General features: G+C 53.1%; 24 protein-coding genes and 1 pseudogene. 12 read left to right on the top strand and 13 right to left on the bottom strand.

Features of this window, described 5'->3' with window-relative positions; translation table 11 throughout:
- Window positions 1-58 precede the first annotated feature (58 nt).
- The gene (locus tag AC3RPL_RS08285) at window positions 59-1,255 is read left to right on the top strand and encodes a multidrug effflux MFS transporter (protein ID WP_490739624.1); all 1,197 of its coding nucleotides are present in this window, start codon (window positions 59-61) and stop codon (window positions 1,253-1,255) included.
- On the opposite strand, the gene dadX is transcribed toward AC3RPL_RS08285, so the two are convergent.
- Together dadX and AC3RPL_RS08275 are read right to left on the bottom strand one after the other, a co-directional pair.
- Window positions 1,252-2,322 carry a catabolic alanine racemase DadX gene (gene dadX, locus AC3RPL_RS08280; RefSeq protein WP_490739623.1) on the bottom strand — a complete coding sequence of 357 codons (1,071 nt, stop codon included), beginning with the start codon at window positions 2,320-2,322 and terminating at the stop codon, window positions 1,252-1,254. The two genes, AC3RPL_RS08285 and dadX, sit on opposite strands and share 4 nt — an antisense overlap.
- A gap of 29 nt (window positions 2,323-2,351) precedes the next feature.
- Window positions 2,352-3,635: a D-amino acid dehydrogenase gene (locus AC3RPL_RS08275; protein WP_490739622.1), complete on the bottom strand. Its 1,284-nt coding sequence runs from the start codon at window positions 3,633-3,635 to the stop codon at window positions 2,352-2,354.
- A 503-nt stretch (window positions 3,636-4,138) separates the two neighbouring features.
- On the opposite strand from AC3RPL_RS08275, the gene AC3RPL_RS08270 reads away from it, so the two are divergent.
- Complete coding sequence (locus tag AC3RPL_RS08270; RefSeq protein WP_490739621.1) at window positions 4,139-5,674, top strand: SpoVR family protein; 1,536 nt, start codon at window positions 4,139-4,141, stop codon at window positions 5,672-5,674.
- Between the two features lie 156 nt (window positions 5,675-5,830).
- On the opposite strand, the pseudogene fadR reads toward AC3RPL_RS08270, so the two are convergent.
- A pseudogene (fadR, locus tag AC3RPL_RS08265) lies at window positions 5,831-6,550 on the bottom strand (fatty acid metabolism transcriptional regulator FadR).
- Window positions 6,551-6,849: 299 nt separating this feature from the next.
- Between fadR and dsbB the strand changes: the two are divergent.
- Entirely contained in the window at window positions 6,850-7,380 is a 531-nt protein-coding gene (gene dsbB / locus AC3RPL_RS08260) for a disulfide bond formation protein DsbB (RefSeq protein ID WP_490739620.1), read from the top strand.
- A gap of 281 nt (window positions 7,381-7,661) precedes the next feature.
- Here the strand turns inward: dsbB and ycgN are convergent, their stop codons facing one another.
- From ycgN to AC3RPL_RS08245, 3 genes are all read right to left on the bottom strand, one after another.
- A complete protein-coding gene (ycgN, locus tag AC3RPL_RS08255; protein ID WP_261644492.1) occupies window positions 7,662-8,102 on the bottom strand; it encodes a cysteine cluster protein YcgN in 441 nt (146 codons plus the stop codon).
- 63 nt (window positions 8,103-8,165) lie between these two features.
- The gene (locus AC3RPL_RS08250; RefSeq protein ID WP_490739619.1) at window positions 8,166-8,825 is read right to left on the bottom strand and encodes a fumarylacetoacetate hydrolase family protein; all 660 of its coding nucleotides are present in this window, start codon (window positions 8,823-8,825) and stop codon (window positions 8,166-8,168) included.
- A gap of 205 nt (window positions 8,826-9,030) precedes the next feature.
- Window positions 9,031-9,306 (bottom strand): YcgL domain-containing protein, encoded by a 276-nt coding sequence (locus tag AC3RPL_RS08245; RefSeq protein ID WP_490739618.1) that lies wholly within the window; start codon window positions 9,304-9,306, stop codon window positions 9,031-9,033.
- Window positions 9,307-9,462: 156 nt separating this feature from the next.
- On the opposite strand from AC3RPL_RS08245, the gene minC reads away from it, so the two are divergent.
- From minC to minE, 3 genes are read left to right on the top strand one after another with little or no spacing between them, the layout of a single operon-like run.
- The gene (minC, locus tag AC3RPL_RS08240) at window positions 9,463-10,146 is read left to right on the top strand and encodes a septum site-determining protein MinC (protein ID WP_490739617.1); all 684 of its coding nucleotides are present in this window, start codon (window positions 9,463-9,465) and stop codon (window positions 10,144-10,146) included.
- 41 nt (window positions 10,147-10,187) lie between these two features.
- Window positions 10,188-11,000 carry a septum site-determining protein MinD gene (minD, locus tag AC3RPL_RS08235; RefSeq protein ID WP_490739616.1) on the top strand — a complete coding sequence of 271 codons (813 nt, stop codon included), beginning with the start codon at window positions 10,188-10,190 and terminating at the stop codon, window positions 10,998-11,000.
- A 3-nt stretch (window positions 11,001-11,003) separates the two neighbouring features.
- Window positions 11,004-11,273: a cell division topological specificity factor MinE gene (gene minE, locus AC3RPL_RS08230; protein ID WP_034933158.1), complete on the top strand. Its 270-nt coding sequence runs from the start codon at window positions 11,004-11,006 to the stop codon at window positions 11,271-11,273.
- A gap of 52 nt (window positions 11,274-11,325) precedes the next feature.
- Here the strand turns inward: minE and rnd are convergent, their stop codons facing one another.
- The 5 genes from rnd to yoaA all read right to left on the bottom strand — a co-directional run bounded on the left by rnd (window position 11,326) and on the right by yoaA (window position 17,970).
- Window positions 11,326-12,444 (bottom strand): ribonuclease D, encoded by a 1,119-nt coding sequence (gene rnd, locus AC3RPL_RS08225; protein ID WP_490739615.1) that lies wholly within the window; start codon window positions 12,442-12,444, stop codon window positions 11,326-11,328.
- Window positions 12,445-12,691: 247 nt separating this feature from the next.
- Window positions 12,692-14,374, bottom strand: coding sequence for a long-chain-fatty-acid--CoA ligase FadD (gene fadD, locus AC3RPL_RS08220; RefSeq protein ID WP_490739614.1), 1,683 nt, complete (start codon window positions 14,372-14,374; stop codon window positions 12,692-12,694).
- Between the two features lie 208 nt (window positions 14,375-14,582).
- Complete coding sequence (locus tag AC3RPL_RS08215; RefSeq protein WP_490739613.1) at window positions 14,583-15,179, bottom strand: Slp family lipoprotein; 597 nt, start codon at window positions 15,177-15,179, stop codon at window positions 14,583-14,585.
- 118 nt (window positions 15,180-15,297) lie between these two features.
- Complete coding sequence (tsaB, locus tag AC3RPL_RS08210) at window positions 15,298-16,002, bottom strand: tRNA (adenosine(37)-N6)-threonylcarbamoyltransferase complex dimerization subunit type 1 TsaB (protein WP_490739612.1); 705 nt, start codon at window positions 16,000-16,002, stop codon at window positions 15,298-15,300.
- Between the two features lie 57 nt (window positions 16,003-16,059).
- Window positions 16,060-17,970, bottom strand: a complete 1,911-nt coding sequence (gene yoaA / locus AC3RPL_RS08205) for a DNA repair helicase YoaA (protein ID WP_490739611.1) — start codon at window positions 17,968-17,970, stop codon at window positions 16,060-16,062.
- Between the two features lie 275 nt (window positions 17,971-18,245).
- Between yoaA and AC3RPL_RS08200 the strand changes: the two genes are divergently transcribed.
- Window positions 18,246-19,007 (top strand): DeoR/GlpR family DNA-binding transcription regulator, encoded by a 762-nt coding sequence (locus AC3RPL_RS08200; RefSeq protein ID WP_490739610.1) that lies wholly within the window; start codon window positions 18,246-18,248, stop codon window positions 19,005-19,007.
- Window positions 19,008-19,177: 170 nt separating this feature from the next.
- On the top strand, window positions 19,178-19,531 hold the full coding sequence (locus tag AC3RPL_RS08195; protein ID WP_490739609.1) for a RidA family protein: 354 nt from the start codon (window positions 19,178-19,180) through the stop codon (window positions 19,529-19,531).
- Window positions 19,532-19,547: 16 nt separating this feature from the next.
- On the opposite strand, the gene AC3RPL_RS08190 is transcribed toward AC3RPL_RS08195, so the two are convergent.
- Entirely contained in the window at window positions 19,548-20,561 is a 1,014-nt protein-coding gene (locus tag AC3RPL_RS08190) for a hypothetical protein (RefSeq protein ID WP_490739608.1), read from the bottom strand.
- Window positions 20,562-20,563: 2 nt separating this feature from the next.
- Entirely contained in the window at window positions 20,564-20,746 is a 183-nt protein-coding gene (locus AC3RPL_RS08185; protein WP_034933175.1) for a YoaH family protein, read from the bottom strand.
- 109 nt (window positions 20,747-20,855) lie between these two features.
- Here AC3RPL_RS08185 and pabB point away from each other — a divergent pair, with 109 nt between their 5' ends.
- The 4 genes from pabB (at window position 20,856) to AC3RPL_RS08165 (ending at window position 26,310) form a co-directional block, all read left to right on the top strand.
- A complete protein-coding gene (gene pabB / locus AC3RPL_RS08180; RefSeq protein WP_490739607.1) occupies window positions 20,856-22,220 on the top strand; it encodes an aminodeoxychorismate synthase component 1 in 1,365 nt (454 codons plus the stop codon).
- Window positions 22,213-22,785: a CoA pyrophosphatase gene (locus AC3RPL_RS08175; protein WP_490739606.1), complete on the top strand. Its 573-nt coding sequence runs from the start codon at window positions 22,213-22,215 to the stop codon at window positions 22,783-22,785. The genes pabB and AC3RPL_RS08175 overlap by 8 nt, the downstream gene beginning before the upstream one ends.
- A 346-nt stretch (window positions 22,786-23,131) precedes the next feature.
- Complete coding sequence (locus AC3RPL_RS08170) at window positions 23,132-24,496, top strand: L-serine ammonia-lyase (RefSeq protein WP_490739605.1); 1,365 nt, start codon at window positions 23,132-23,134, stop codon at window positions 24,494-24,496.
- 251 nt (window positions 24,497-24,747) lie between these two features.
- The gene (locus AC3RPL_RS08165) at window positions 24,748-26,310 is read left to right on the top strand and encodes a cyclic di-3',5'-guanosine monophosphate phosphodiesterase PdeD (RefSeq protein ID WP_490739604.1); all 1,563 of its coding nucleotides are present in this window, start codon (window positions 24,748-24,750) and stop codon (window positions 26,308-26,310) included.
- The last annotated feature ends 8 nt before the right edge of the window (window positions 26,311-26,318 follow it).

The raw sequence follows: 26,318 nt of genomic DNA, 5'->3' as shown, positions 1-26,318 counted from the left end.
TTCCTCTGTTCATCACTAACCTGTGCGGCTCGCTTTTTAACGGAAGTCGCTTCGCCTGATGCAAAAATTTACCTTACTTCTTCTTAGCCTGGTGCTACTGGCACCTTTAGGAATCGACCTCTATCTGCCCACGTTGCCGGAGATTGCCCTGGGACTGGCAACACCGGTCAGTCAGGTTCAGACCACTATCCCGCTGTTCCTGCTGGTAATGGGGCTTGGGCAACTGGTCGCCGGCCCCCTGGTGGATAACCTGGGGAGAAAACCCATTGCTCTGGCCGGACTGATGCTCTATCTGCTGGGCAGTATTCTCGCCGCTACTGCGGGTGGCTGGTCACAATTCCTGATTGCCCGCCTGGTGCAGGGCTGCGCGGTCTGCTGCACAGCTGTCGTCGCTTTCAGCGGGGTACGTGACCGCCTTGATGGCGATGAGGCCGCCAGGGCGTATGGTTTCCTCAACGGTGCATTAAATATCGTCCCGGCGCTGGCTCCCATGCTGGGCGGTTTTCTGGCTGATGCGTTTGGCTGGCGGGCACCTTTCTGGTTTCTGGCTGGCTATGCCACATTGATTGGCGTGCTGGTGATTGTTTTTCTGCCAGAAACCCGTCCGGCAGATACCGTTGCGGTGCGAGGCATCCCCCTCAGGCAATACTTTGGTATCCTTTCTCAGCCGCGTTTCCTTGCCTTTTCGCTGGCAAACGCCGGAGCGCTGGGCATGGTGCTGACCTATGTTTCACTGGCACCTCAGGTGCTGATGACCGAAGGCAAACTCAGTGCGCTGCAATTTTCGGTTGCCTTCGGGGCAAACGGATTCTGGATCATGCTGGTCAGCGTGCTGGTTAATAAAACAATCCGCAAGCTGGGACGGCCATTTTGCCTCGCCACCGGCAGCATCGCTATGGCGCTTGGGGCGGTGATGTTGATGTCAGGCGTATGGCTGTTTCCGACAGGCTGGCAGCAGCACTGGGCGCTGTATATGTTTCCGGTCGCCGTTGCGGTGGCGGGTCTGGCTTTTACCGTCGGTCCGGCCACCAGCTTCGCTCTGGAACCTTATCAGCAACAGGCAGGGGTAGCTTCGGCTCTGGCCGGATTCATTCAGATGGCCGGAGGGTCATCAGCAGGGCTGGTTGTGATGGCACTGCCGCTGCCAGAAAAAACCGCGCTGGCGCTGATGATGGTGGCAGGTACTCTGCTGACAGGACTGGCATGGATTTGTAGTAAAAAGGTGCGCGGCACGTTGACCGCGCTGAAACCTTAACTGACGCGAACCGGTACGCGTGGAGCCAGTGCGCACATCAGCTCATAGCCCACCGTACCAGAAGCCAGGGCGACCTCATCGATTTTCACATTATCACCCCAAAGCTCTACCGGGCTGCCAGTCACGGCCTGATGGCAGGGGGTCAGATCGATGGTAATCATATCCATCGAGATCGCCCCCACCGTGCGGGTTTTCACGCCATCCACCCATACCGGTGTGCCCGTTGGCGCATGGCGTGGATAACCATCCGCATAGCCACAGGCCACCACGCCAATACGCTGTTCGCCCTCTGCACGGTAGCGCCCACCATAGCCCACGGCATCACCGGCTTTTAACGTCTGCACGGCAATAATCTCACTACGTAGCGTCATGGCTGGCCGTAAACCAGTGGTGGCAATGTCCTGCCATCGCCCGCTGGGAGAGGCACCATACAAAATGATACCAGGACGCACCCAGTCGCCATGCGTCTGTGGATGCCACAGGGTGGCGGCAGAGTTAGCCAGTGACCGCGGGCAGTCGAGCGCCTGTGCTGCCAGGTCGATTCTTTTCAGCGGCCCGGTGATACCGTCCGGCGAATCTGCCTCAGCAAAATGGGCCATAAGCGTCATTTCAGCGACACTGGTCAGCTCACGCAGGCGATGCCAGGCAGAATTAACCTCTGCGGGTTGAAATCCCAGCCGGTTCATGCCGCTGTTCATTTTCAGGTAAATATTGAGTGGCGCAGAGAGTTTTGCTTTTTTCAATTCCTCAATCTGCCAGTCGCTGTGAATACTGGTGGTCAGGCGGTAATGATCGAGAGCAGCCAGCTCATCTGCGTGAAAAAAGCCTTCCAGTAAAAGAATCGGTTTTTTCCAGCCGCGTTCACGCAGCAGGATCGCCTCTTCCAGATTAAGCAAAGCAAACCCGTCGGTGTCTGATAAACTTTGCCATACCCGGTCAATGCCATGACCGTAAGCATTAGCTTTGACTACCGACCAGATGCGGGAATGAGGTGCAGCCTGGCGGGCAATGGCCAGGTTATGTCGCAACGCGCTGGTGTGTACAGTTGCGACAATAGGACGAGACATAACTTCTCCTGGTTCCTTAAAGACAAAAACTAACGAGCCATACCCGTCGGCGGATTAAAACCGGGCAGATAGCGCATCACTGACAGATCGTCTGCATCAATAGCCAGCGGGTGCCCGGAGATAATATCAGAGATAAGCTGTCCGGAACCGCAGGCCATAGTCCAACCGAGCGTTCCGTGACCGGTGTTCAGATAAAGATTTTTCAGCGGCGTCCGGCCGACAATCGGCGTGCCATCCGGCGTCATAGGGCGCAATCCGGTCCAGAAAGTGGCCTGCTCAATATGGCCGCCCTGCGGGTAAAGATCACGCACCACCATTTCCAGAGTCTGGCGACGTGCCCTGCGCAGTTCCGTGTTATAACCGACAATTTCTGCCATACCGCCGACCCGAATACGATCGTCGAAACGGGTAACAGCCACCTTGTAGGTTTCATCAAGGACGGTAGAAACAGGAGCCGCCGCGCTGTCTTTGATCGGCATAGTCAGTGAATAGCCTTTAAGGGGATAAACCGGAATGCTGAAAATGCCATGCAGCAGGCTGGTTGACCAGGATCCACTGGCCACCACATAGGCATCCGCTTTTATCGTTTCCGCTTCGCACTTCACCCCCACGATCTGATTGCCTTCATGCAGTAAAGCATCGACCGACGTGTTAAATCTGAAGTTCACGCCCGCCGCTGCCGCCATCTCTGCAAGGCGTTGGGTAAACAGCTGACAATCGCCCGTTTCATCGCCAGGCAGGCGCAAACCGCCGGTTAATTTATGCTGAGTGGCAGCCAGAGCCGGTTCAGCCTCAGCCAGCTGGCTGGCCTCCAGTAACTGGTACGGTACGCCCGCCTCTTTCAGCACGGCGATATCTTTGGTGGCGCTCTCAAACTGTTGCGTGGTACGGAACAGCTGAAGCGTGCCGCCCTGACGCCCCTCGTAGGCAATCCCGGTTTCCTGACGCAGCGTCCGCAGACAATCCCGGCTGTATTCAGCAATACGCACCATGCGACTTTTGTTCAGTTGGTAGTGCTGCATGTCACAATTGCGCAGCATCTGCCACATCCACTGCAACTGAAAACGCGTTCCATCCGGGCGAACAGCCAGCGGCGCATGACGCTGAAACATCCATTTAACCGCCTTCAGTGGTACTCCCGGCGCGGCCCAGGGCGCGGAATAACCGGGAGAAATCTGACCAGCATTACCGGCACTGGTTTCCAGCGCCACGCCCGGCTGACGGTCAATGACCGTGACCTGATGCCCGGCTTTGGCAAGATACCAGGCGCTGGCGACACCCACCACCCCACTTCCCAGAATGACAACTTGCATATTCGCTCCAACAACGCTCAAAAGAAGAATACACTACCCTGACGGCACAAAGTCAGATGATATAACCAGACCACCTCAGCCCTGCGCGCCGATATACTTCACCCTTTTTTTCATCCGGATGCGAATAAAAAAAGCATGACCTCATACTTCAGAGTTAAATGCTGGCTATGATTCTTTTTAAGAATCATATCATTACACAAAAGGGATTTTTTACTTTTGGCAGCAGATTGTTATCTGGTCAAAGGTTTAACTTATATACAGATTATTATTCTGTATATAAGCCATATTTATGCATTAAACATCGACGATAACTTTAATTCGCCCGGTAACTCTGTTTTCTGGTTACAGATTTCAATTGTATTAGCCAGAGCAATCAGAGAGAGTGAACTATCATTGAAAGATTGGCTTTAATTCCAGCCCTGCTCCGGCAGGTCAAAATGAAAACGAAAGCTTTGCCGTTACATGATGTAACGTCGAGAAACGGTTTTTAAAAGGGGTGCGCTATGACGACTATCTTTGATGATGCCATGACCACAGCTAAACGCCTGAGTGATGGACCAGACTGGACTTTCGAACTGCTCGATGTGTACCTGAGTGAAATTGACCGCGTTGCCAAACTCTACCGACTTGAAACTTATCCGCATCAGATTGAAGTGATTACCTCTGAGCAGATGATGGATGCCTATTCCAGCGTCGGGATGCCAATAAACTATGCACACTGGTCGTTTGGTAAGAAATTTATTGAAACGGAACAACGTTACAAGCATGGCCAGCAAGGTCTGGCGTATGAAATCGTCATTAATTCCAATCCCTGCATTGCCTATCTGATGGAAGAGAACACCATCACCATGCAGGCGTTGGTGATGGCCCACGCCTGCTATGGTCATAACTCATTTTTTAAAAATAACTATCTGTTCCGCAGCTGGACCGATGCCAGCTCAATCGTCGACTACCTGATTTTTGCGCGTAATTACATTACCCGCTGCGAAGAACGCTATGGCGTCGAAGAGGTCGAGAAGCTACTGGATTCCTGCCATGCGCTGATGAATTACGGCGTGGATCGTTACAAAAGGCCGCAGAAAATCTCTTTGCAAGAGGAAAAAGCGCGTCAGAAAAGCCGCGAAGAGTATCTGCAAAGTCAGGTTAACATGCTGTGGCGAACGCTTCCTCGTCGGGAGAGAGAGTCAACACAAGCTAAGGCCGCCCGCTATCCTTCTGAGCCCCAGGAGAACCTGCTCTATTTTATGGAAAAAAATGCGCCGCTGCTGGAGTCATGGCAACGGGAAATTTTACGCATCGTTCGTAAGGTCAGTCAGTATTTCTATCCTCAAAAACAGACTCAGGTGATGAATGAAGGCTGGGCAACATTCTGGCACTACACCATTCTTAATCATCTGTATGATGAAGGAAAAGTTTCCGAACGTTTTATGCTGGAATTCCTGCACAGCCATACCAATGTGGTTTACCAGCCGCCTTATAACAGTCAGTGGTACAACGGCATTAACCCCTATGCGCTGGGCTTTGCCATGTTTCAGGATATCAAACGCATCTGTCAGGAACCGACTGAAGAGGATCGCTACTGGTTCCCGGACATTGCCGGCAGCGACTGGCTGGAAACACTCCATTTTGCCATGCGTGAATTTAAGGATGAGAGTTTTATCAGTCAGTTCCTCTCGCCGAAAGTGATGCGCGATTTCCGTCTGTTTACCGTTATGGATGATGACCGCAATAACTTCCTTGAAATTGCGGCTATCCATGATGAAGCAGGCTACCGGGCAATCCGCCAGCAGTTGTCTGCCCAGTATAATCTGAGCAACCTGGAACCTAACATCCAGATTTATGATGTGGACCTGCGAGGCGACCGTTCACTTACCCTGCGTTATGTTCCACAAAACCGCGCGCCGCTGGATAAGAGCCGTCGGGAGGTGCTGAAACATGTTCATCGCCTGTGGGGCTTTGATGTCCATCTGGAACAGCAGAACGAAGACGGCAGCACTGAAATTCTTGATCGCTGTCCACCGCGCACGTCTGCCTTATAATCCCTTCGATCATCTGCCCCGGCCTGCCGGGGTTTTTTCTTTACGGCCAGACTCTGGCCACCTGCCGTCGATATACGATCACTCTTTGCCCGCACGCAAGTCAGTGTCCAGAGACGAGATGAAGAGAAGGATTTACCACAAAGAACCGGCTACGATTTAATGCGACTTGAGAGACAAATCCGTGGGCATGGTATTCTGCATGCCGTGCCAGATTTCCCCACTGCGACGCCCGTAATCCCGCACCGTATCAACAATTTTATCAAACTGCTCCTGCTGACAAATACTCAGCAACTGCTAATAAAAGTCACGCGCCAGCTGGCGGGCTTCCGGATTGGAAAAATAATGGCGTCCGACCCGGGTATACAGGCCTTTGAGGCCGTTCAGGATCAGGCCATAGATAGGGTTACCGGAAGCAAAAGCCAGTCCCCGGAAAATATTGTAATCAAGTTCCGTATAAGCATCGGCCCGGTCTTCCACATCCTGCGCCGTGACCAGTACATCACGGGCTTTTTCCGGATAGGTACGAATGGCGCGGCGGATAAAAATGGATGAGATATTGGTTCTGACGGAAAGCAGATTATCAATCAACTGGGGAACGCTATCATGATCAAGACGCGCCAGCGTTTCCAGAATATTCAGCCCTGAAGTTTCCCAGAAATTATTTACGCGGGTTGGCTTGCCGTGTTGGATAGTTAACCAGCCATCACGAGCCAGCCGTTGCAGGACCTCACGTAGCGTGGTGCGGGTGACACCTATCAGCTCCGAAAGCTCCCGCTCAGCAGGCAGGATCGAGCCGGGAGGGAAACGATTATTCCAGATGCTTTCTATAAGATATTCTTCCGCGAAACCGGCAGGGCTCTGCGCCTTGATGACCATAGGATTTTGTTTCCGTTACGTTCACACGAGTGCAAATTTCGGCTCATCATACCAGATGCCTCCGGCATCACCTAGACTGCCCGTCAGGAAAACGATCTTCTTGCTGCAAATTTCCAAAAAATTTTCCGGGGTGATTTATGCAGACCCACTGACTCAGATCGGTCTTCATTTAATCAGTCAGCGTCAGTTAAGTTGATTTCGGGCTGCAATATTTTCGTCAGTAATTTTGTCTTAACGGGCTGGCACAGCAACGCTTTTGGTTTACACTGCCCGTTTCACGCCCATTACACGGATTGATTATGTTGCGATATTTGAATGGCTGTTCCCGGGGTCGCGGAGCCTGGCTGTTGATGGCACTGACCGCTTTTGCGCTTGAGATGGTCGCGCTCTATTTCCAGCATGTTATGTTGTTGAAACCCTGCGTGATGTGTATTTATGAACGCTGCGCGCTGTTTGGGATTATGGCTGCGGGTCTGGTCGGCGCTATTGCCCCTAAAACCCCGCTGCGCTGGGTCGCTATCCTCATCTGGCTTTACAGTGCGATTGAAGGTCTGCGTTTGTCATGGGAACACACCATGATCCAACTGCACCCTAATCCTTTCACCACCTGCGACTTTGCTGCCCGCTTCCCGACCTGGCTGCCGCTGGATAAATGGCTGCCTTCGGTGTTTGTCGCCTCGGGTGACTGCGCTACAAAGCAATGGTCTCTGTTCTCACTGGAAATGCCTCAATGGCTGATCGTCATTTTTGGCGTCTTCCTGACAATCGGTGTTCTGGTGCTGCTGGCACAGTTTTTCAGAGCGAAAAAACGCGAACTTTTCGCCCGCTGATAATGGCACAGCGTATATCGGGCAGCTAAGATGAAATGACCTTTCACTGATGGCAGGATCCTGATGAAAAAGTCAATTCTTTCCTTAATCCTGATATTTTTCTCTTTCGCGTTGTCTGGCTGTTTGTGGCAACACGATGATCTTCACAGCGCGCCACCTGCCCCACCCGGTGGGCAGCAACCACCCGGTGCACCCGGTGGAAGTGGACCGGCTGGCCAGCCACAGGCTGGCGGATAAACAACCGGAATAAAAAAACCGCCTTTGTCATGGCGGTTTTTTTGTCAGCGATGGGGACGGTTAATAATATGATCTTCCCAGTCTCTGACCTCACTTTCACGCACTGCAATATGTCTGACCGAAATGCGGGCGGCGTGCATGGCTGCTTTTGAGCCCGTGCGCAGCGGATGCCAGACAGGTAAGTTTTTACCTTCGGCAAGCACACGATAAGCGCAACTCGGTGGTAACCAGGAAAATGTGGGCAGGTTTTCGCGGGTCAACTTGATGCAGTCTTCTTCGTAATCAAAACGCCGCTCATAATGACGGCACTGGCAGGTTTTGATATTCAGGAGGTTACAGGCGACGTTGGTGAAGTAGATTTCATCCGTATCGGCGTCCTGTAATTTATTAAGACAGCACTGTCCACATCCATCACAGAGGGATTCCCATTCCTCGTCGCTCATTTGTTCCAGCGTCTTACGCTGCCAGAAAGGGGTCTCAGTCATGTTAGTTGTCCGGTTGAGAGAAAACCCGCACCTTATAAACAGTTCGGGCCTGAGATGCAAGTTTCAGAGAACGCGTTTGGACACGCCATAACCGCCCAGCGACACTTCCAGCCTGTCACCCGAAAACATCGGACCCACACCCTCTGGCGTTCCTGTGATCACAATGTCACCGGCACGCAGGGTAAAAAACCGGCTCATATAGGCAATTAATGGCAAAATTTTGTGGATCATATCCTGCGTATTCCCCAGCTGGCGAATCTCACCATTAACCATCAGTTTCAGCTCAATGTTCTGTGGATCGGCATTAAATTCGTTTACCGGGATAAAACCAGAAATCGGGCAGGAATTATCAAAACCTTTGGCTTTCTCCCAGGGCTGCCCTGCTTTTTTGCAACCTGCCTGCACGTCACGCAGCGTCAAATCAAGCGCCACGCCATACCCGGCAATCGCTTTAGCAACATGCTCCTCAGACGCCTGTTTTAAATCAGAACCAATCAATACCGCCAGTTCAACCTCATGATGGACGGCACCGAGGTCTTTAGGAATCGAAAGTGGCTGGCGAATATCACATAATGCCGTTGCAGGTTTGATAAATAATACCGGTTCGACTGGTACTGCGTTGCCCATTTCCTTAATGTGTTTTGCGTAATTACTGCCAACGCAAACCACTTTACTTACCGGATAATCTAACAACGCGCCCTGCCAGTTATGATGCTGATACATAAAGCTCCCCTTCCTGTGATAAGAACGGATGGTCAGTCATTGAGCATCCTTTCATGGTCCTGCGTGAGAAAAACGCTGCCCGGTTGACGAATATGTCTCCGCAATCAGACAGATTTTTATCCCCACACATTTTAAGATGGATCCTGGCGACAATTTAAATTCACGCTTTGATGCATGAATAAAATATTTTACCGATGCATCCCGGTTAACTTTTTTTATCACCCGTCAGATGATGCTTAAGCAAATTTTCTACCGGAGGTGGAACCTGTAAATAATAGCCCTGCTCTTGCAGAGCGCTTTTCACTTTTGCTAAATCAGCATTGGCAAGACGTTTCGAACCGTCAAGCGGCAATATCATTGCCAGCTGGGGCTGCCCGAAGCCGTTGAGCAGTTCAGGTGGGACCCGGCCGAAATCGTCTTTTTTTTCGACATACAGATATGTCTGATCGCGTCGGGGACTTCTGTAGATTGCACAAAACATATTTTTACCTGAATTAAGCTGGCTGCTCACTTGCCTGAATATAGCAGTAACTATAACATGCTTGCAGAACTTAAGAATATTGTTCCGCCGCGATTAAATGTCTCTCTTCAGGCATGATTTAGCGGGGAAACGAAATAACAGGAATGAGCGCGACAGATGTCACAAACGCCAATAGAGTTGAAAGGCAGCAGTTTTACTCTGTCTGTTGTTCATTTACACCACAATGATGCCGATATTGTTGGTCAGGCATTACAGGACAAAGTCAGTCAGGCGCCAGCATTTCTGAAAAATGCCCCTGTGGTGTTGAACGTTGCCTCACTGAGCAGCGAAGTTAACTGGCAACAGATGCAGCAGGCGATCACCGCCAGTGGCTTGCATGTTGTCGGCGTCAGCGGCTGTAAAGATGAACAGTTGAAACGCATCATTGTTCGTTCCGGTCTGCCCCTTCTTTCGGAAGGCAAAGAGCAGAAAAAAACCGCTGAGGTGGTTAAACCCAGTGAAACACCCGCAATCAAAACCAGGGTAATCAGCACCCCGGTCAGGTCCGGACAGCAGATTTATGCCAAAAACAGCGATCTGATTGTCACTAACAGCGTCAGCGCCGGGGCCGAGCTGGTTGCCGATGGGAATATTCATATTTATGGCATGATGCGCGGACGTGCGCTGGCGGGTGCCAGCGGTGACCGTGATTGCCAGATTTTTTGCACCAGCTTATCAGCGGAGCTCGTTTCCATTGCCGGTGAATACTGGATTATGGATCAAATTCCTGCTGAATTTTTTGGAAAAGCGTCGCGTCTTTGCTTAAAAGACGGCACCCTGACTATACAGGCACTGAACTGAGCAGGTTCACCAGCCCTTTCTTTTCTTAAGGAAATTATTTTATGGCACGCATTATTGTAGTGACTTCAGGTAAAGGAGGCGTGGGGAAGACCACGTCCAGCGCGGCCATCGCTACCGGTTTAGCCCAGAAAGGTAAAAAAACCGTGGTGATCGATTTTGATATCGGCCTGCGTAACCTTGATTTGATTATGGGCTGTGAGCGCCGGGTGGTATACGATTTCGTCAATGTGATTCAGGGCGATGCCACGCTGAATCAGTCATTAATAAAAGATAAACGCACAGATAATCTCTTCATCCTGCCAGCCTCACAGACCCGTGATAAAGATGCCCTGACCCGTGACGACGTGGAGAAAGTGCTGAACGACCTTGCCAAAATGGAGTTTGACTTTATTGTCTGTGATTCACCCGCTGGTATTGAAACAGGTGCATTGATGGCGCTCTACTTTGCCGATGAAGCGATCATCACCACCAACCCCGAAGTCTCTTCGGTTCGCGACTCAGATCGTATTCTGGGTATTCTTTCCTCCAAGTCCCGCCGCGCTGAAAATGGTCAGGACCCGATTAAAGAGCATCTGCTGCTGACCCGCTACAACCCGGGCCGGGTGAATCGTGGAGATATGCTCAGCATGGAAGATGTGCTGGAAATCCTGCGCATTCCTCTGGCAGGGGTTATTCCGGAAGATCAGTCTGTCCTGCGCGCATCCAATCAGGGTGAGCCGGTTATTCTGGATGCTGATTCTGATGCGGGTAAAGCATACGCTGATACCGTTGACCGTATCCTGGGTGAAGAACGCCCCTTCCGCTTCATTGAAGAAGAGAAGAAGGGTTTCCTGAAACGTCTGTTTGGGGGATAAACCATGGCCTTACTCGATTTCTTTTTATCCCGAAAAAAGAGCACAGCCAATATAGCCAAGGAGCGGCTACAAATCATTGTGGCTGAACGCAGAAGGGGGGACAGTGAGCCCCATTATCTGCCACAGTTGAAAAAGGATCTTCTGGAAGTGATCTGCAAATACGTGAAGATTGATCCAGAGATGCTCAGCGTCAAACTGGATCAAAACGATGACGATATTTCGATTCTGGAACTGAACGTTACGCTTCCGGAGGCGGAAGAAGCACCGAAATGATCCTCTTTCCTCCCGGATGTTCCCCTGCTGATTCGCAGGGGAGCCCTCTGTCTTAATCGTGCAGAATGTCCCTGATCCCCGCCTGCAGCAACTCACCACGCCAGCCATCCAGCAGTTCCGGTGTCCGGTCACGCGGTTTCAGTTGCCAGTGCCAGTTCAGTAACTGATTGATCTGTCTGCGTGAAGCCAGCAGCTCCTGACTGATGCCATTTTTTTCTGCCACCTCAGCCATCAGCGCCTTCAACGATTTGAAGATTTGTTTGTAGCCGGGATAGTCAATCAGATTGCTCAGTGGCTGCGGCAATTCACTTTCGTCCAGTTCATTTGCTCTGGCAACCATCGCCACCAGCGCTTTGCCATGAAAGCGAATTTCCTGGCCTGACAGCCCAAGGTGGTCAAGTTCTCCCAAACTTCCCGGCATAAATCGCGCCACTTTCCACAGATTCTCTTCACGCACCACGAAGTTAACCGCCATATCTTTTTCGCGAGCCAGCTCAAGCCGCCAGGCAGCCAGCAAACGCAACGCGGCCAGCTGACGCGGGCGCAGCTGCCAGGCATTGGTGATGTCTCGCCAGGCCTCCAGGGGTTCCGTCACCATCTGTCGGCGCTGGCAGAGTAATTCACACTCATTAAGCGCAGCTGTAATGTTGCCTGCTGCCCGGGCAGTGGCCATCAGCTTTTCGGCGATCGGCAGGAGATAATAGACGTCGGCTGCCGCATACTGGCACTGTTTGCCGGTCAACGGACGTGCCAGCCAGTCAGTACGCGATTCACTTTTATCCAGCGCGATACCGGTGAAGGATTCAACCAGCGTGGCAAAACCACAGGAAAGTGGATGGCCGTTAAACGCGGCGAGGATTTGCGTGTCGATCATTGGCGTGGGCAGCAACCCAAACTGATGCAGAAAAACTTCCAGATCTTCGCTCCCGGCATGCAAAAACTTAACGATCTCATGGTTGGTGAGCAGTTCGCGGAAGGGTTGCCATTCCGTGATCGGCAAAGGGTCGATCAGCGAAATATGCTCACCATCATAAAGCTGAATCAGGCCAAGTCCGGGGTAGTAGGTACGGCTGCGGACAAACTCGGTATCCAGCGCGACGGCAGATACCTTGCCGGCAGCCTCACAGCATGCTGCCAACGCTTCATTGGTGGTTATCAGGGTGTAATTCAAAATGTTCCTCGCGCTGTGGCGTGTTTACCTCAGTGTGGTTAGTGTCGGATCGCCCTTACTTCGGACGGCTCTGTTATCACGCACCGGGCGGTTAATAAGGCCTGCACCTCTCTGCCTGCTGTAACTATCAATATCACTCGGCGTGGCGGAAGATTTATCAGGCCCTGGTGCACAGACTTTCGTCAACAGTAAAAACGCCGGGGTTTCCGGCGTTTGGCGCTTTTTGATGCAAAGTGAAGTGCGTTGTTCATCCCGCTTTAAGCGACTTTATCGCCTCGTCACGCAGTTCACGTCGCAAAATTTTTCCGACATTAGTTTTTGGTAAATCTTCGCGGAATTCAACTATCTTTGGAATTTTATAACCGGTCAGATGCTTCTTGCAGTGAACAAGCAACTCTTCGGCGGTGAGGGATGCATCCTTTTTCACCACGCAGGCTTTAACGGTTTCACCGGCAGAACCACCTGGTACGCCAATTGCGGCAGCTTCCCGCACTTTCGGGTGAAGCATCAACACATCTTCAATTTCGTTAGGGTAGACGTTAAAACCAGATACCAGAATCATGTCTTTTTTACGATCGACGATGCGAATAAATCCCTGAGAGTCAACGGTGACGATATCACCACTGTGCAGCCAGCCATCTTTCAGCACTTCATCGGTGGCATCCGGACGCTGCCAGTAGCCCAGCATCACCTGCGGCCCCTTGATGCAGAGTTCTCCCGGTTCGCCTTCGGTCACCTCTTCCCCCTGATCGTTAACCAGTTTGATGTCGGTTGAAGGCACCGGCAGGCCAATGCTGCCATCGTGAACATGAATATCATAGGGATTAACCGATACCAGTGGGGAGCATTCTGTCAGTCCATACCCTTCCAGCAGATAGTGTCCGGTCAACTTTTCCCAGCGCTCTGCCACCGCTTTCTGCACCGCCATGCCCCCACCCGCTGAAAAATTGAGGTCTGAGAAGTCCAGTTGCTGAAAAGCTTTATCGTTCAGTAACGCATTAAACAGCGTATTGACGCCGGTAATGGCGGTAAAACGGACTTTTGACAGCTCCTTCACCATACCCGGAATATCACGCGGATTGGTGATCAGCAGGTCAGTACCGCCAAGCTCAAGAAACAGCAGGCAGTTCACGGTCAGCGCAAAGATATGATAGAGAGGAAGTGCGGTAACCACCGTTTCCCGGCCATCCTTTAACAGTGAGCCATAGGTCGCCCGCGTCTGCTCGAGATTGGCCTGCATATTACGATGGGTAAGCATGGCTCCTTTTGCCACGCCGGTAGTGCCGCCGGTGTATTGCAGGAAAGCCAGATCGTCATTAATGATATCCGGCCGTTGGTACTGCATCTGCCGTCCCAGATGCAACACGCTACGAAACGAAATGGCATCGGGCAGATGATAATGGGGAACCAGACGCTTGATGTATTTCACCACGAAATTGACCAGCGTCCCCTTTGCCGGCGAGAGTTGATCGCCCATGCGGGTCAGAATAACGTGCTTTATCTGCGTCTTATCGACGACTTTTTCCAGGGTGTGGGCAAAATTCGACACAATGACAATGGCACTGGCACCGCTGTCATTCAGCTGGTGCAACAGCTCACGAGGGGTATAGAGGGGGTTCACATTGACCACAATCAACCCGGCACGTAATACGCCAAACAGCGCCACCGGATATTGCAACAGGTTGGGCATCATCAGGGCAACCCGATCGCCCTTTTTCAATCCCAGCCCCTGTTGCAGATAGGCGGCAAAAGCCCGGCTCCGCTCTTCAAGCAGACGAAAGCTCATCGTCTGGCCCATGTTGATAAAGGCAGGTCGATCACCGTAACGCTTTACTGCCTGTTCAAACAGATCGATAAGGGATGTATAGCGGTCGGCGCTGATTTCTGCCGGTACATCTGGCGGGTAGCGGTTTAACCAAACCTTATTCAAGAAAACACCTCGGAAATGATTATTCACAGTCATCACAATCTCGATCCGGCACGTTTGTTAACATTATTTTAACTCAGCGTACCAGTCAGCTCATCTCTCAGTGAAAAGGTTGCGAAGCCCATCACTAATTTTCTTCCAACCTGCGTAAATCAACAAAAACGCCCCGGAAACTGAGCCACAGTCGCCAGGGCACGTAAAATAAGGTCGGTTATTCCGTCAGGATGGTCTGCACCTGAGCCGGTCCCTGGTTATAGAAATAGCCCGGAGGGGGTCCCCAATAGCCTCCACGATGACGGCCTGGGGGTGGACCGTACCAAATCCAGGGATCGATCGGCTGAGGAGGCGTAATAATCTGCTGTGTCAGATGCCAGCGCTGATAACCGGTGACGTTGATGGTCACGAAATTATAGGATGCCTGACCTACCTGCCCTTTTTCACTGCCGGTAACCGGTCCCACCACGGTGACCATCTGATTATTAAAATCTACCGGATCGGCAAAACCTTTGATATCGGCATAAATGCGGCCAATCGACGGAGAACCTAACAGCGGACGGGCCGTATCATCCAGACTCATCGCCGCAATTTCCAGCCGGGTGACACCATTTTTATTGGTAACTTTCACCACTTTGCCACCGAAGCGGGATTCCTGACCGATATAAAGCTGGGGCGCATTCATTACCCGAACCAGATCCTGCTGCGGGCTGGGGGAGCTACCACGAACAGAATCCGGGACGCTGACACATCCGGCCAGTAAAACGGCCAGTAAAACTAAACTTCCAGACTGCATTACCACACGTTTACGCATAATGTTCTCCCTGTTACCGAAAGCTTGGACTGCACCGCTGCGGAATAGTTGCGTGGGCGGGTAACAGACCAAAGTGCGGGCAGAACCGTATCCACTGCGCCTGACCTGTATCTGCCACTCAGTCGCGACCCGGCAACTTTTTCCATGTCACCTCATTACGCAGATAGGTCGGCTCTGCGTCTTCGGGCGCTACCGTGTTGCCCGCAGCCACCGCCGCGCACGCCAGCGGCAACATATCCTCCGCAGAGGGTAACAACACGTCCGAGCCCTGTAAGTGCAGTCCATGACTGATTGCCACCAGCGACGGATAAGCGTCCCAGCCCGTCCCAACCTGCATCCACTCACCGGTCAGTTGCAACATGCGTTGCGTTGCCGCCTCTGGCTTCAGCACGGCTTCCGTCTCTTCACCCTGCCAGTTCCCCTGCTCATCCCGCTGATATTCAGCCCAGTAAACTTCTCCCATGCGCGCATCCGTCGCCGCCAGCACGCGCGTCGCGCCATGCAGACGCCAGGCACGTAGCGCCATCGTCTTCAGGGTGGAGACGCCTACCATGGGCAGCCCGGCCCCTAACGCCAGGCCCTGCGCAATGCCGATAGCGATGCGCACACCGGTAAAGCTTCCCGGACCACGGCCAAAGGCCAGCGCATCCAGCCGGGCCAGCGTGGTCTGACCTTCAGTCAGGATTTGTTGCACCATCGGCAGAATGCGTTGAGTATGCTCACGGGCGCATAACTCAAACTGCGCTTTGATCTGATCGTTCATCAGTAAGGCCACAGAACAGGCTTCGGTTGCCGTATCAATGGCTAAAATTTGCGGGGACATGAAGACCTCAGGCAGGAGAAAAAATTCGCTGCGCAGCATAACATACTGTGGATGAAATTACCCTTGAGGCGGCGATGTGAGAAAGGCCACCGCACGTTGAATATCGCGGGTACGAGGCGTCGGTGGCAGGCTGTTAAGGAAAACCGCGCCATAGGGACGCATCACCAGACGATTATCACAAATCACCAGCACACCACGATCGTCAACGTCACGGATCAGCCTGCCGACACCTTGTTTCAGGGTGATCACCGCATCGGGCAACTGCACCTCATTAAAAGGATCGCCACCCCGCAGCCGGCAATCCTCCATTCTGGCCTTAAGCAGTGGATCATCCGGCGAGGTGAACGGCAGTTTATCGATGATCACCAGCGACAGCACATCGCCCCTGACATCAACCCCTTCCCAGAAACTGCTGGTGGCCACCAGCAACGCGTTTCCTGCTGCAATAAATTGCTTCAGCAGTTGCCCTTTACTGGTTTCCCCCTGTAACAGCACCGGCAGGGTCAGCAGACTGCGAAACTCCTCCGCCAGAGAGCGCATCATCTGCCGGGAGGTACACAACAGAAAACAGCGACCATTGTTGGCTTCAATCAGCGGCAACAACATCCGGGCCATCTGTTTCGCACTGCCAGGCTGATGAGTGGCAGGCAGATTTCGCGGTACGCACAGCAGGGCCTGACGGGCAAAATCAAAGGGGCTGTTAAGGATAAGCGTTCTGGCCGTGCTGACACCCAACCTTTCGACAAAGTGGGTCATCTGCTCGTTCACTGCCAGCGTGGCCGAGGTAAAGATCCAGCTGGCCGGACGTTCGTCCATCACTTCACGAAAACGTTCAGCCACCGACAGTGGCGTAAGCGCCAGCACAAAATGGCGGGCACTACACTCATACCAGTAACTGAATCCCGGCTGGCTGACATCTTTCAGCCGCCGCAGCCTTCCCCGGTAAAGGGTGGCGCGTTCAAAAGCTGCGTCCAGCAGCGCTGAACGGCCCAGCGCCATTCTGGTCACGTCATGACAGAGTTCAAGTGCATCATCCAGCAGTAATAACGCGCGTTGGGTATTGGGATTATTAAGCATATCGCGCAGGTTGCCGCGAAACCCCGGCTCACCCAATGCCAGCCGGAAATCCTGCGCGCTCTGCGCCAGACGATCCGCCGATTTTTGCAACTGCTGCATATCGCGTATTTCCGTCCGATAGGCAATGGTGATATCTCGGGCAAGATCCAGCAGCTGTTTGCTGGAAATCTGCTGACCAAAATACTGACTGGCAATATCCGGCACCTGATGAGCTTCATCAAAAATCATCACATCCGCCTGCGGGATCAGCTCGGCGAAACCACTCTCCTTCACCACCATATCCGCCAGAAACAGATGATGATTGACCACCACCACGTCAGCATCCATCGCTTTGCGACGGGCTTTAACCACAAAACAATCCTGGTACTGAGGACAGTCACTGCCCAGACAGTTATCGTTAGTACTGGTGACCAGCGGCCAGAGTGGACTGTCTTCTGTCACGCCGCCACAGGTGCTGATGTCGCCATCAACGGTTTCAGACGACCAGCCGCGCAGGTGCACCAGGTCGCTCATTGCCTGGGCGACCAGTTCGCCCCCGGCCATCGATTGCTGCTCCAGCCGTTCCAGACAGAGGTAATTGCTGCGTCCTTTCAGCAACGCAAGCTTACCTTTGAATTTCAGAGCGCGGGCGACGGTGGGTAAATCACGACTGTAGAGCTGATCCTGTAAGGCTTTCGAGCCGGTAGAAACGATGACTTTTTTACCTGAACGCAGCGCCGGGGCCAGATATGCATAGGTTTTGCCCGTGCCGGTCCCTGCCTCCACCACCAGCTCATTTTTACTCTCAATGGCCTGTCTGACCGCATCAGCCATCTGGCGCTGAGGTTCACGCGGTTTAAAGCCAGGGATGGCCTGCGCTAACGCGCCCTCTGCTGCAAAGTCGTCTGCCACATATCCTCACTGCCAGCGAAAAAAACGTCTCATTATGTCAGTCCGTACATCAGGATGCAAAAACGTAAAAAATGCATAATTACATAACCTTATCGCGATAACGGCATCCGGTCTGCCAACAAGGGCTGACTGTCAGTCAGTAACAGGTCAGGGTGCTGAGGGGGACGCAATTGCCGGATAATGAAACGCCCGCCTCTGTTCTCTCTGGGGCAAAGGCGTGGCCCGTGATATATTCAGCAGTATTATGCAGCTTTATGTCTGTTTAAGGGCGGATTATGGTCGATTATGATGCATTACCGGAGGAAAGACAGTCGCTGATCCACCAGATGCTGAACGAGAAAGGCAGAGTTATTGGCGCAGATATGGCCCGTCAGCTGGGGGTTTCCGAACATACTATTCGCCGGGATTTACAGGAACTGGCCCGCAAGGGGTTGTGCAAAAAAGTCTATGGTGGCGCGGTCAGTCAGCTGAAACAGTCGGCCAGTTTTGACATTCGCTCAGCACAAAATATGACGGAAAAATCACGCCTGGCAGAAAAATGTACAGCGCTGATTCGACCCGACAGCTGTATTTTTATCGACTGCGGTTCAACGCATTTTGCCATGACGGCACACATTCCTGCGGAGACAGAACTGACCATTGTCACCAATTCCCCGCAGATAGCGGCGGCCCTCAGCCCGCGACTCTGCGGCGAGCTGATATTACTGGGAGGCAAAGTCAACCCCAAAACCGGCAGTGCGCTGGGTTCAGACACCGTGAATCAAATCCGCAATATGGTTTTCGATCAGGCATTTATCGGCGTCTGTGCGCTTGATCCTCAGGCGGGGCTGAGTGCGGTTAACTATGAAGATGCCTGCTTTAAGAAGGAAGTCCTTGCCCAGAGCAGTGAAATTATTGCTGCGGTGACCGCCGACAAAATTTCACAGGTGGCGAGGTACAAAGTTGCCCCCTGTGAAGATATTGATGTGCTGGTGGTGAGCGATAAAAGTCATGCTGTCGATTTCGCTCATCTCAATCTGCACATTGAAGTAGCCTGAACATCATCCCGGTTGAACAGGAGCCGGGTGGCATCGCCCGGTGTAACAGGCAGCTGATTCAGGGTCGGCCAGTCAACAGATTACACCTGCACAGGCGGCACAGAGATGTTACTTTACCACACCCGAGCCGCGCCGATTGGGGCGTGAAAAATGATGATTAAGGTTTTGCCATGTCAGATGAAATAATCAGAGTCGAGCCAGTAGAACACCGGATGTCCGAAGCTGTCATTCACAACAATACCGTCTATTACACCAGCGTGCCTGACAATCTGGATGAGGGTGCGGAGGCACAAACGGCCAACGCCCTGTCAGCTATTGATCGTCTGCTGACCCGCACAGGATCGGATAAGAGCCGCATTCTTGATGCGACCATTTTTCTGGTGAATAAAGAGGATTTTCCGGCGATGAATCGCGCATGGGATGCCTGGGTATCACCGGGCAATGCGCCAGTACGTTGTACCGTTCAGGCAGGATTGATGAATCCAGGTTATCTGGTGGAAATCAAGATTGTCGCCGCCCGATAACCTGCTCCGTTAAGCGTCAGCGGCTGAAAAGCCGCTTTCTGCCAGCATCAGAGGGAAACACACAGCGCACATCGTGGCGACAGCCCGGCACCACGTCGAAGGGATGCGGCGTGACAGGCTTCAGGATCGCTGCGTCGTAATGTGCATAATTGACCGCACGATCCAGCCGGTATTGCCCCTGACTCTCTGCGGCGCAGGATTTATCAAGAATGTGTTCATACCTGCCCGGTCCGCTACCCTGATCCTCGCTCCCCACCAGATAACTCACCGCTGCCGCACGATAGCGCTCCCTTGCACCCTCTGCGCTCCCCACCAGCCATGCAGGAATCTTCTCCATTCCATATTTCCACTGATTCACCTGCCGGCAGCCGTTGGTCGGACGGGGATCAAACCACAGCCAGCTTCCCGGATCGGCGACCACGTAACGCATCCGTATCCCCGCCGGAGGGCGGGCAAAAGCAATATAGTGCTGAACAAACTGTCCGCCCGCAGAAAAACCCGCAAAGGTCACCTGATGCAGCGCAGGCCAGCGCTGTTTTAGCTGCGCCAGCAACTGATCGATTGCGGCAAAGGCGCTCAGCTTACCCTGTTCATCCAGCCCCCCCTCCAGCCAGGAATGGCAGTTCCACAGCACATCCCCCGCTGAGGGCGCAGGTAAACCGGGTGAGTTACAGCGTTCACTCTGCGAAGCAGCAACCTGAAACAAAGGGGCGACGATCGGGATATGGCTGGCGGAGGCGTTAACGCCGGCGGCCTGTCTGGCGGCATTGAGGGTTCTGCCCACATCACGCGGATGACCGTGCATCACAATCAGGACAGAGGTGACAGGGTAACTTTTATCGGCGTTGGTAACAAAATAGTGAACATTTCCGGCAGCGTGACGGGCAGCAAAGCGATATTCAGTCGCCTGTTGCCGCCAGTCATCAGGAGCCGCATGAGCAACAACCGGCAGCCCGCTGCACAGCAGCATAAAAAGAAGGCGCGGCAGAACCGCGTGCCGCCCGTTCTTACCGCGCCCTCTTATTATCATCCCTACTCTTCGTCTTCATCATCAAAACGGGCGGCAATCATCCCACCCGTATGATTCTCACGAATTTCGGCAGCCACCAGTTGAATGGCCTGGCCACTGCTCATTCCTTCTGCCATCAGTTGCTGAATGCGTTCGACAGCCTGTTGTTGCTGTTCATGGGACAGCGCCGGTAAACCAGTGATCATATCTGCTCCTGTGAGATTGCGCGGATTATCACACGAGGAACAAACAGATGCCAATAACAGAAAAATATGCCAGGCTGACGGGAAAATATTGTGCCGACCCTGAAACTGTATGCCACCTGTTTACTCTTCTCTCCGCTACACGCCTGATGCTCTGGAACAGCTGTTCAGCGCTGTATCCCACCAGCCGTGGGCAATGCTGTTGCACTCTGGCTTTGCCGATCACAGCGATAATCGTTTCGATATTATGGTAGCCGAACCGTTAATCACCCTGACCACCATGGGCAACCTGACCACCGTTCACCATATCGACGGCGTAACGGAAAGCCGTGAAGACCCGCTCTCTCTGCTACAAAATACCTTGCAGGATGCGCAGTTGCAGGCAGATGAAAACGCTGACTATCCCTTCCAGGGCGGCGCGCTTGGTCTGTTTGGCTACGATCTGGCGCGTCGTTTTGAAAAACTGCCGCAACAGGCAGAACAGGATCTCTTTACCCCGGATATGGCAGTGGGCATTTACCACTGGGCGCTGATTGCCGATCACCAGCTGAAAAAACTGACGTTGATTACCCACGGCGACCCGGCTTCACGACTTGACTGGTTAGCCACGCTGAAACCACGGCAAACCGCTAAGCCGTTCCGCCTGACCAGCCCGTGGGTATCCAATATGACCCGCGAGCAGTACGGAGAAAAATTCCGCCGTATACAACAGTGGTTACAGAGTGGTGACTGTTATCAGATAAACCTGGCGCAGCGCTTTCGGGCCAGCTATTGCGGTGATGAGTGGCAGGCTTTCCGCCTGCTCAATCAACAGAACCGTGCCCCGTTCAGCGCTTTTATCCGCCTGCCGGAAAGCACCCTTATCAGCCTGTCGCCGGAACGTTTTCTGAACATCACCGGGCGGCTAATTCAGACCCGTCCCATCAAAGGCACACTGCCACGTCTGAGCGATCCGGCTGAGGATCTTGCTCAGGCCAGCAGGCTGGCAAACTCGCCAAAGGATCGTGCGGAAAACGTCATGATTGTCGATCTGCTGCGTAATGACATTGGCCGGGTCGCGAGTCCGGGCAGCGTAAAGGTGCCGGAGCTGTTTGTGGTCGAGCCTTTTCCGGCCGTCCACCACCTGGTCAGCACCATCACCGCCAGGCTGCGCTCTGAACTGACCGCCTGCGACCTGCTGCGCGCCTGTTTTCCGGGGGGGTCAATCACCGGGGCACCCAAAGTCAGAGCAATGGAAATTATTGATCAACTGGAGCCGCACCGGCGCAATGCCTGGTGTGGCAGCATTGGTTACCTCAGCTTTTGCGGCAGAATGGATACCAGTATCACCATCCGCACGTTAACGGCGGAAAACGGTCATCTGTACTGTTCGGCGGGCGGCGGCATTGTGGCTGACAGCAGTGAACAGGCCGAGTATCAGGAAACCTTTGATAAAATAAATCGTATCCTGCCCTGTCTGGAGAGCGACGATGTCTGAGATGCCGCTGACGATGGCCGCTTTCATCAGCCGATTTTTGCTACAACCACCCGCCACGCAGACGCCATGCGTGGCAGGTCGTCAGGCGGCCGTGCTGGTGCCCGTCGTTAACCGCCGCCGCCCCACACTGTTACTGACCCGACGAGCCAACACGCTGCGCAAGCATCCCGGCCAGGTGGCATTTCCCGGCGGCATGATGGACAGGGACGATCCTTCGCTGATTGCCACCGCATTACGCGAGGCACAGGAAGAAATCGCGCTTCCGCCTGAATGCGTCGATGTACTGGGGGTACTGCCGCCGGTGACCAGCAGCAGTGGCTTTCAGGTGACCCCTGTTGTTGGCATCCTGCCGGACAATCTGCGCTGGCGGGCCAGTGATGAGGAAGTGGAATCCATTTTTGAGATGCCGTTACAGGAAGCACTGCGTCTGAACCGCTACTCGTCGCTGGATATCTGGCGCGGTGGCCTGTCTCATCGCGTCTGGCTGTCCTGGTTTGACCATTATTTTATCTGGGGCATGGCCGCCGGAATTATTCGTCAGCTGAGTTTGCAGGTCGCTGACTGAAGCCGCCTGAGTCTCCCTGCTGCTATCTGGCAGGCATAAGGCTGTCAATCCGGCACTGAGTGTCTTCTTTTTTACTGTCGCTTTTTGCCCTCAACATCTCACCTGTCCAACTTAACCACTGCAAAACGGGCTTTGATGCTATATATTGCAGCGCTGGTTCCGGGACCATCCCCTCCTGTCAGTTGTAAAGCCTGTCATTGCTCTGACTGACAGCCCGATCGGTGCATTCAGTCATAATTTTTTTGTCTGAACCTGATTAGTTTATTTCATGCGAAGATCGGAGGTCGGATGATTACTATTACCGCATCAGTTTCCCAATATTTCCGGTGTGCTAAAGGAGCAGAGTGTGATTAGCGTTTTCGACATGTTCAGAGTGGGCATTGGCCCCTCCAGCTCCCATACCGTAGGCCCAATGAAAGCCGGTAAACTGTTTGTCGATGAACTGACCAGCGCGGGTATCCTGACTGACGTCACGCGCATTGCCGTTGACGTCTATGGTTCGCTGTCACTGACCGGTAAGGGGCACCATACTGATATCGCCATCATTATGGGATTGTCCGGCGCGGCACCGGAAACCGTAGACATTGATGGCATCCCGGCATTTATTCGTGATGTTGAGGAGCAGCAACGCCTGCTGCTGGGCAATGGCCGCCATGAGGTGGCTTTTCCGCGTGAAGGTGGGATGGTGTTTCGCAGTGAAAACCTGTCACTGCATGAAAACGGTATGCGGATCACTGCGTTTAACGGCGAACAGTCCATTTTCAGCAAAGTCTATTACTCTATCGGCGGCGGTTTTATCGTTGATGAAGCTCATTTCGGTCAGTCAACGCTTAACGAAGTTTCCGTGCCCTATCCCTTCGATTCCGCTAAAGAGATGCTGACACACTGCCATCAGACCGGTCTTTCCCTCTCCGGGATGATGATGAAGAATGAACTGGCGCTGCACAACAAGGCAGAAATTGAGCGCTATTTTGCTGATGTCTGGCAAAACATGCGCGACTGTATCGATCGCGGTCTGAATACCGAGGGCGTATTGCCCGGCCCGCTGCGTGTTCCGCGCCGTGCTTCCGCGTTGCGTCGGCTGCTGGTTTCTTCTGACAAACTCTCCAGCGATCCGATGAACGTTATTGACTGGGTTAATATGTTTGCGCTGGCCGTTAATGAGGAGAATGCCGCCGGAGGCCGTGTGGTAACCGCTCCGACTAACGGTGCCTGCGGCATCGTCCCGGCGGTTCTTGCCTACTACGACCACTTTATCCAGTCAGTCAGCCCCGACATTTTTATCCGCTATTTCCTTGCCGCAGGCGCAGTGGGCATTCTTTATAAGATGAACGCCTCCATTTCCGGTGCAGAAGTGGGGTGTCAGGGAGAGGTTGGCGTCGCCTGCTCGATGGCGGCGGCGGGCCTGGCTGAACTGTTGGGGGCCAGTCCCGAGCAGGTTTGCGTGGCGGCAGAAATCGGTATGGAACACAATCTGGGGCTGACCTGCGATCCTGTTGCCGGTCAGGTGCAGGTTCCCTGTATTGAACGCAACGCCATTGCTTCAGTGAAGGCAATTAATGCCGCCAGAATGGCGATGCGACGCACCAGCGAAGCCAGAGTGTCACTGGATAAGGTGATTGAAACCATGTATGAAACCGGTAAAGACATGAACGCTAAATACCGTGAAACCTCGCGTGGCGGACTGGCTATTAAGGTACAGTGTGATTAATTGTCTGCTGCCGTTCTGATTTCGCTTTACCGCTCTTTTTAACTGACTGACTCAGGCTGAAGGCATAAAAGTGTGCATACAGCCTGGGTTTTCCGGTTTAAAAAGTCGATGTATTTCACAGAAATAGTCAGTCAACTCACTGTTTTAGCTCGCCCTGCATTTCCACCAATAAAGACTAAACTTAGTACTGATTCTGCCGATATCAGGGGTTTGGTTTCTGAATTATTGTTTCGATCAAAGGGTGATGACTGATGCAAATGTCCCAGGAAGTTTTAGGACAGTTTCGCCGTAAGCGCTTGCTGATCGCTTTAACGGTTGCCGCGTTGGTGCTTATCCTGACCCTGGCCCTGCGTTTTTTCGAAGAAAAAAGCCGTATTGAACAGCAATCCCATACCTTTGCAGGCAATGCCATCCAGCGCTTTGATCGCCTCTTTTCGCCGCTGGATGTTGCTGCCAGCAATACCCTGGGACTGGTAGGGTTGCCCTGTGATGAGGTGCGTTTTCCGCTGATCGAAAAGCTGGCAACGTTGCAGACCGTGCGTTCAATTATCCTGGTGGATAAGGACATCATGTACTGTTCGAGCATCTACGGCCGCAGTGAGATAAATTTCAGCAGCACCTATCCGGAACTGGCGATGAACAATCAGCGCATGATGCTTGGCATTGATGAGCATTTGCTGAAAGGGACCCCAATCCTGCTGCTGTGGACGCCGCAGGATACCGATAACCGCTCAGGGATCCTTCAGATCATTAATATCGAAATGATCAGCAACTATCTGCTTGAGCCAACGCTGCCCTGGGTTGAGCGCGCCATTTTTAACGTTGGCGGCCGAAGTCTCGAATACGGCAATCCGCTGCTGGAACAGGCCCTGCCCGCAGATGATGAAGTCAGCTACCAGGAGTCTTCGCTGCGTTATCCATTCAGTATTACGTTGTTTGGTCCGGCTCCGGGCCGGATGGCGCTGATTACCCTGCCTTCGCAACTGCCACTGGCTCTGTTGCTGAGCCTGCTGACCGGTTATATCGTCTGGCTGGCAACCGCAAATCGTATGAGCCTCGCCTGGCAAATCAGCTACGGCATCACCGCCAGGGAATTTATGGTTTACTGCCAGCCACTGATTAATTCACGAAGTGGCGATTGCGATGGGATTGAGCTGCTGTTGCGCTGGCATAATCCACGCCAGGGCTGGGTGCCACCGGATGTGTTTATTCTCCTGGCTGAGCAACATCACCTGATTGCCTCCCTGACCCGCTTCGTGTTCGGTGAAGTCGTTCGTCAGTTACCCAAGCTGCCAACCAGCCCCACGTTTCATATCGCGATTAACGTGGCTTCCGGCCATTTTCGCGATCGGGAAATTATCGACGACCTCCAAAAACTCTGGTGGCCCGCCAGCCCGCTACCCCAGCTGATTGTTGAGCTAACCGAGCGCGATGCCCTGCCCGCAGTGGATCAACGGGTGGTTTCCCATCTGCATAAAATTGGCGTCAAACTGGCAATCGATGATTTTGGCACCGGCCACAGCTCCCTCTCCTATCTGAAAACGCTGAGTCCGGATGTGCTGAAGATTGACAAGGTTTTTACCGCAGCAATCGGTACCGATGCCATCAATGCCACGGTCACGGATATGGTGATTTCTCTGGCACAGCGGCTGAATATCAGTCTGGTGGCGGAAGGCGTCGAAACGGCAGAACAGGCAGAATATCTGCGGGAAAGAGGCGTGGATGTGTTACAGGGATATTTCTTTGCCCGCCCGATGCCTCTGGGCGACTTCCCCGAATGGCTGACGGAATACAAAAACAGTCTTAACCACTGAAAAACAGG

The organism is Erwinia papayae, from assembly GCF_058241465.1.
Note: the sequence above shows the minus strand (reverse complement) of the source record. Positions and strands in the feature narration are given on the sequence as shown.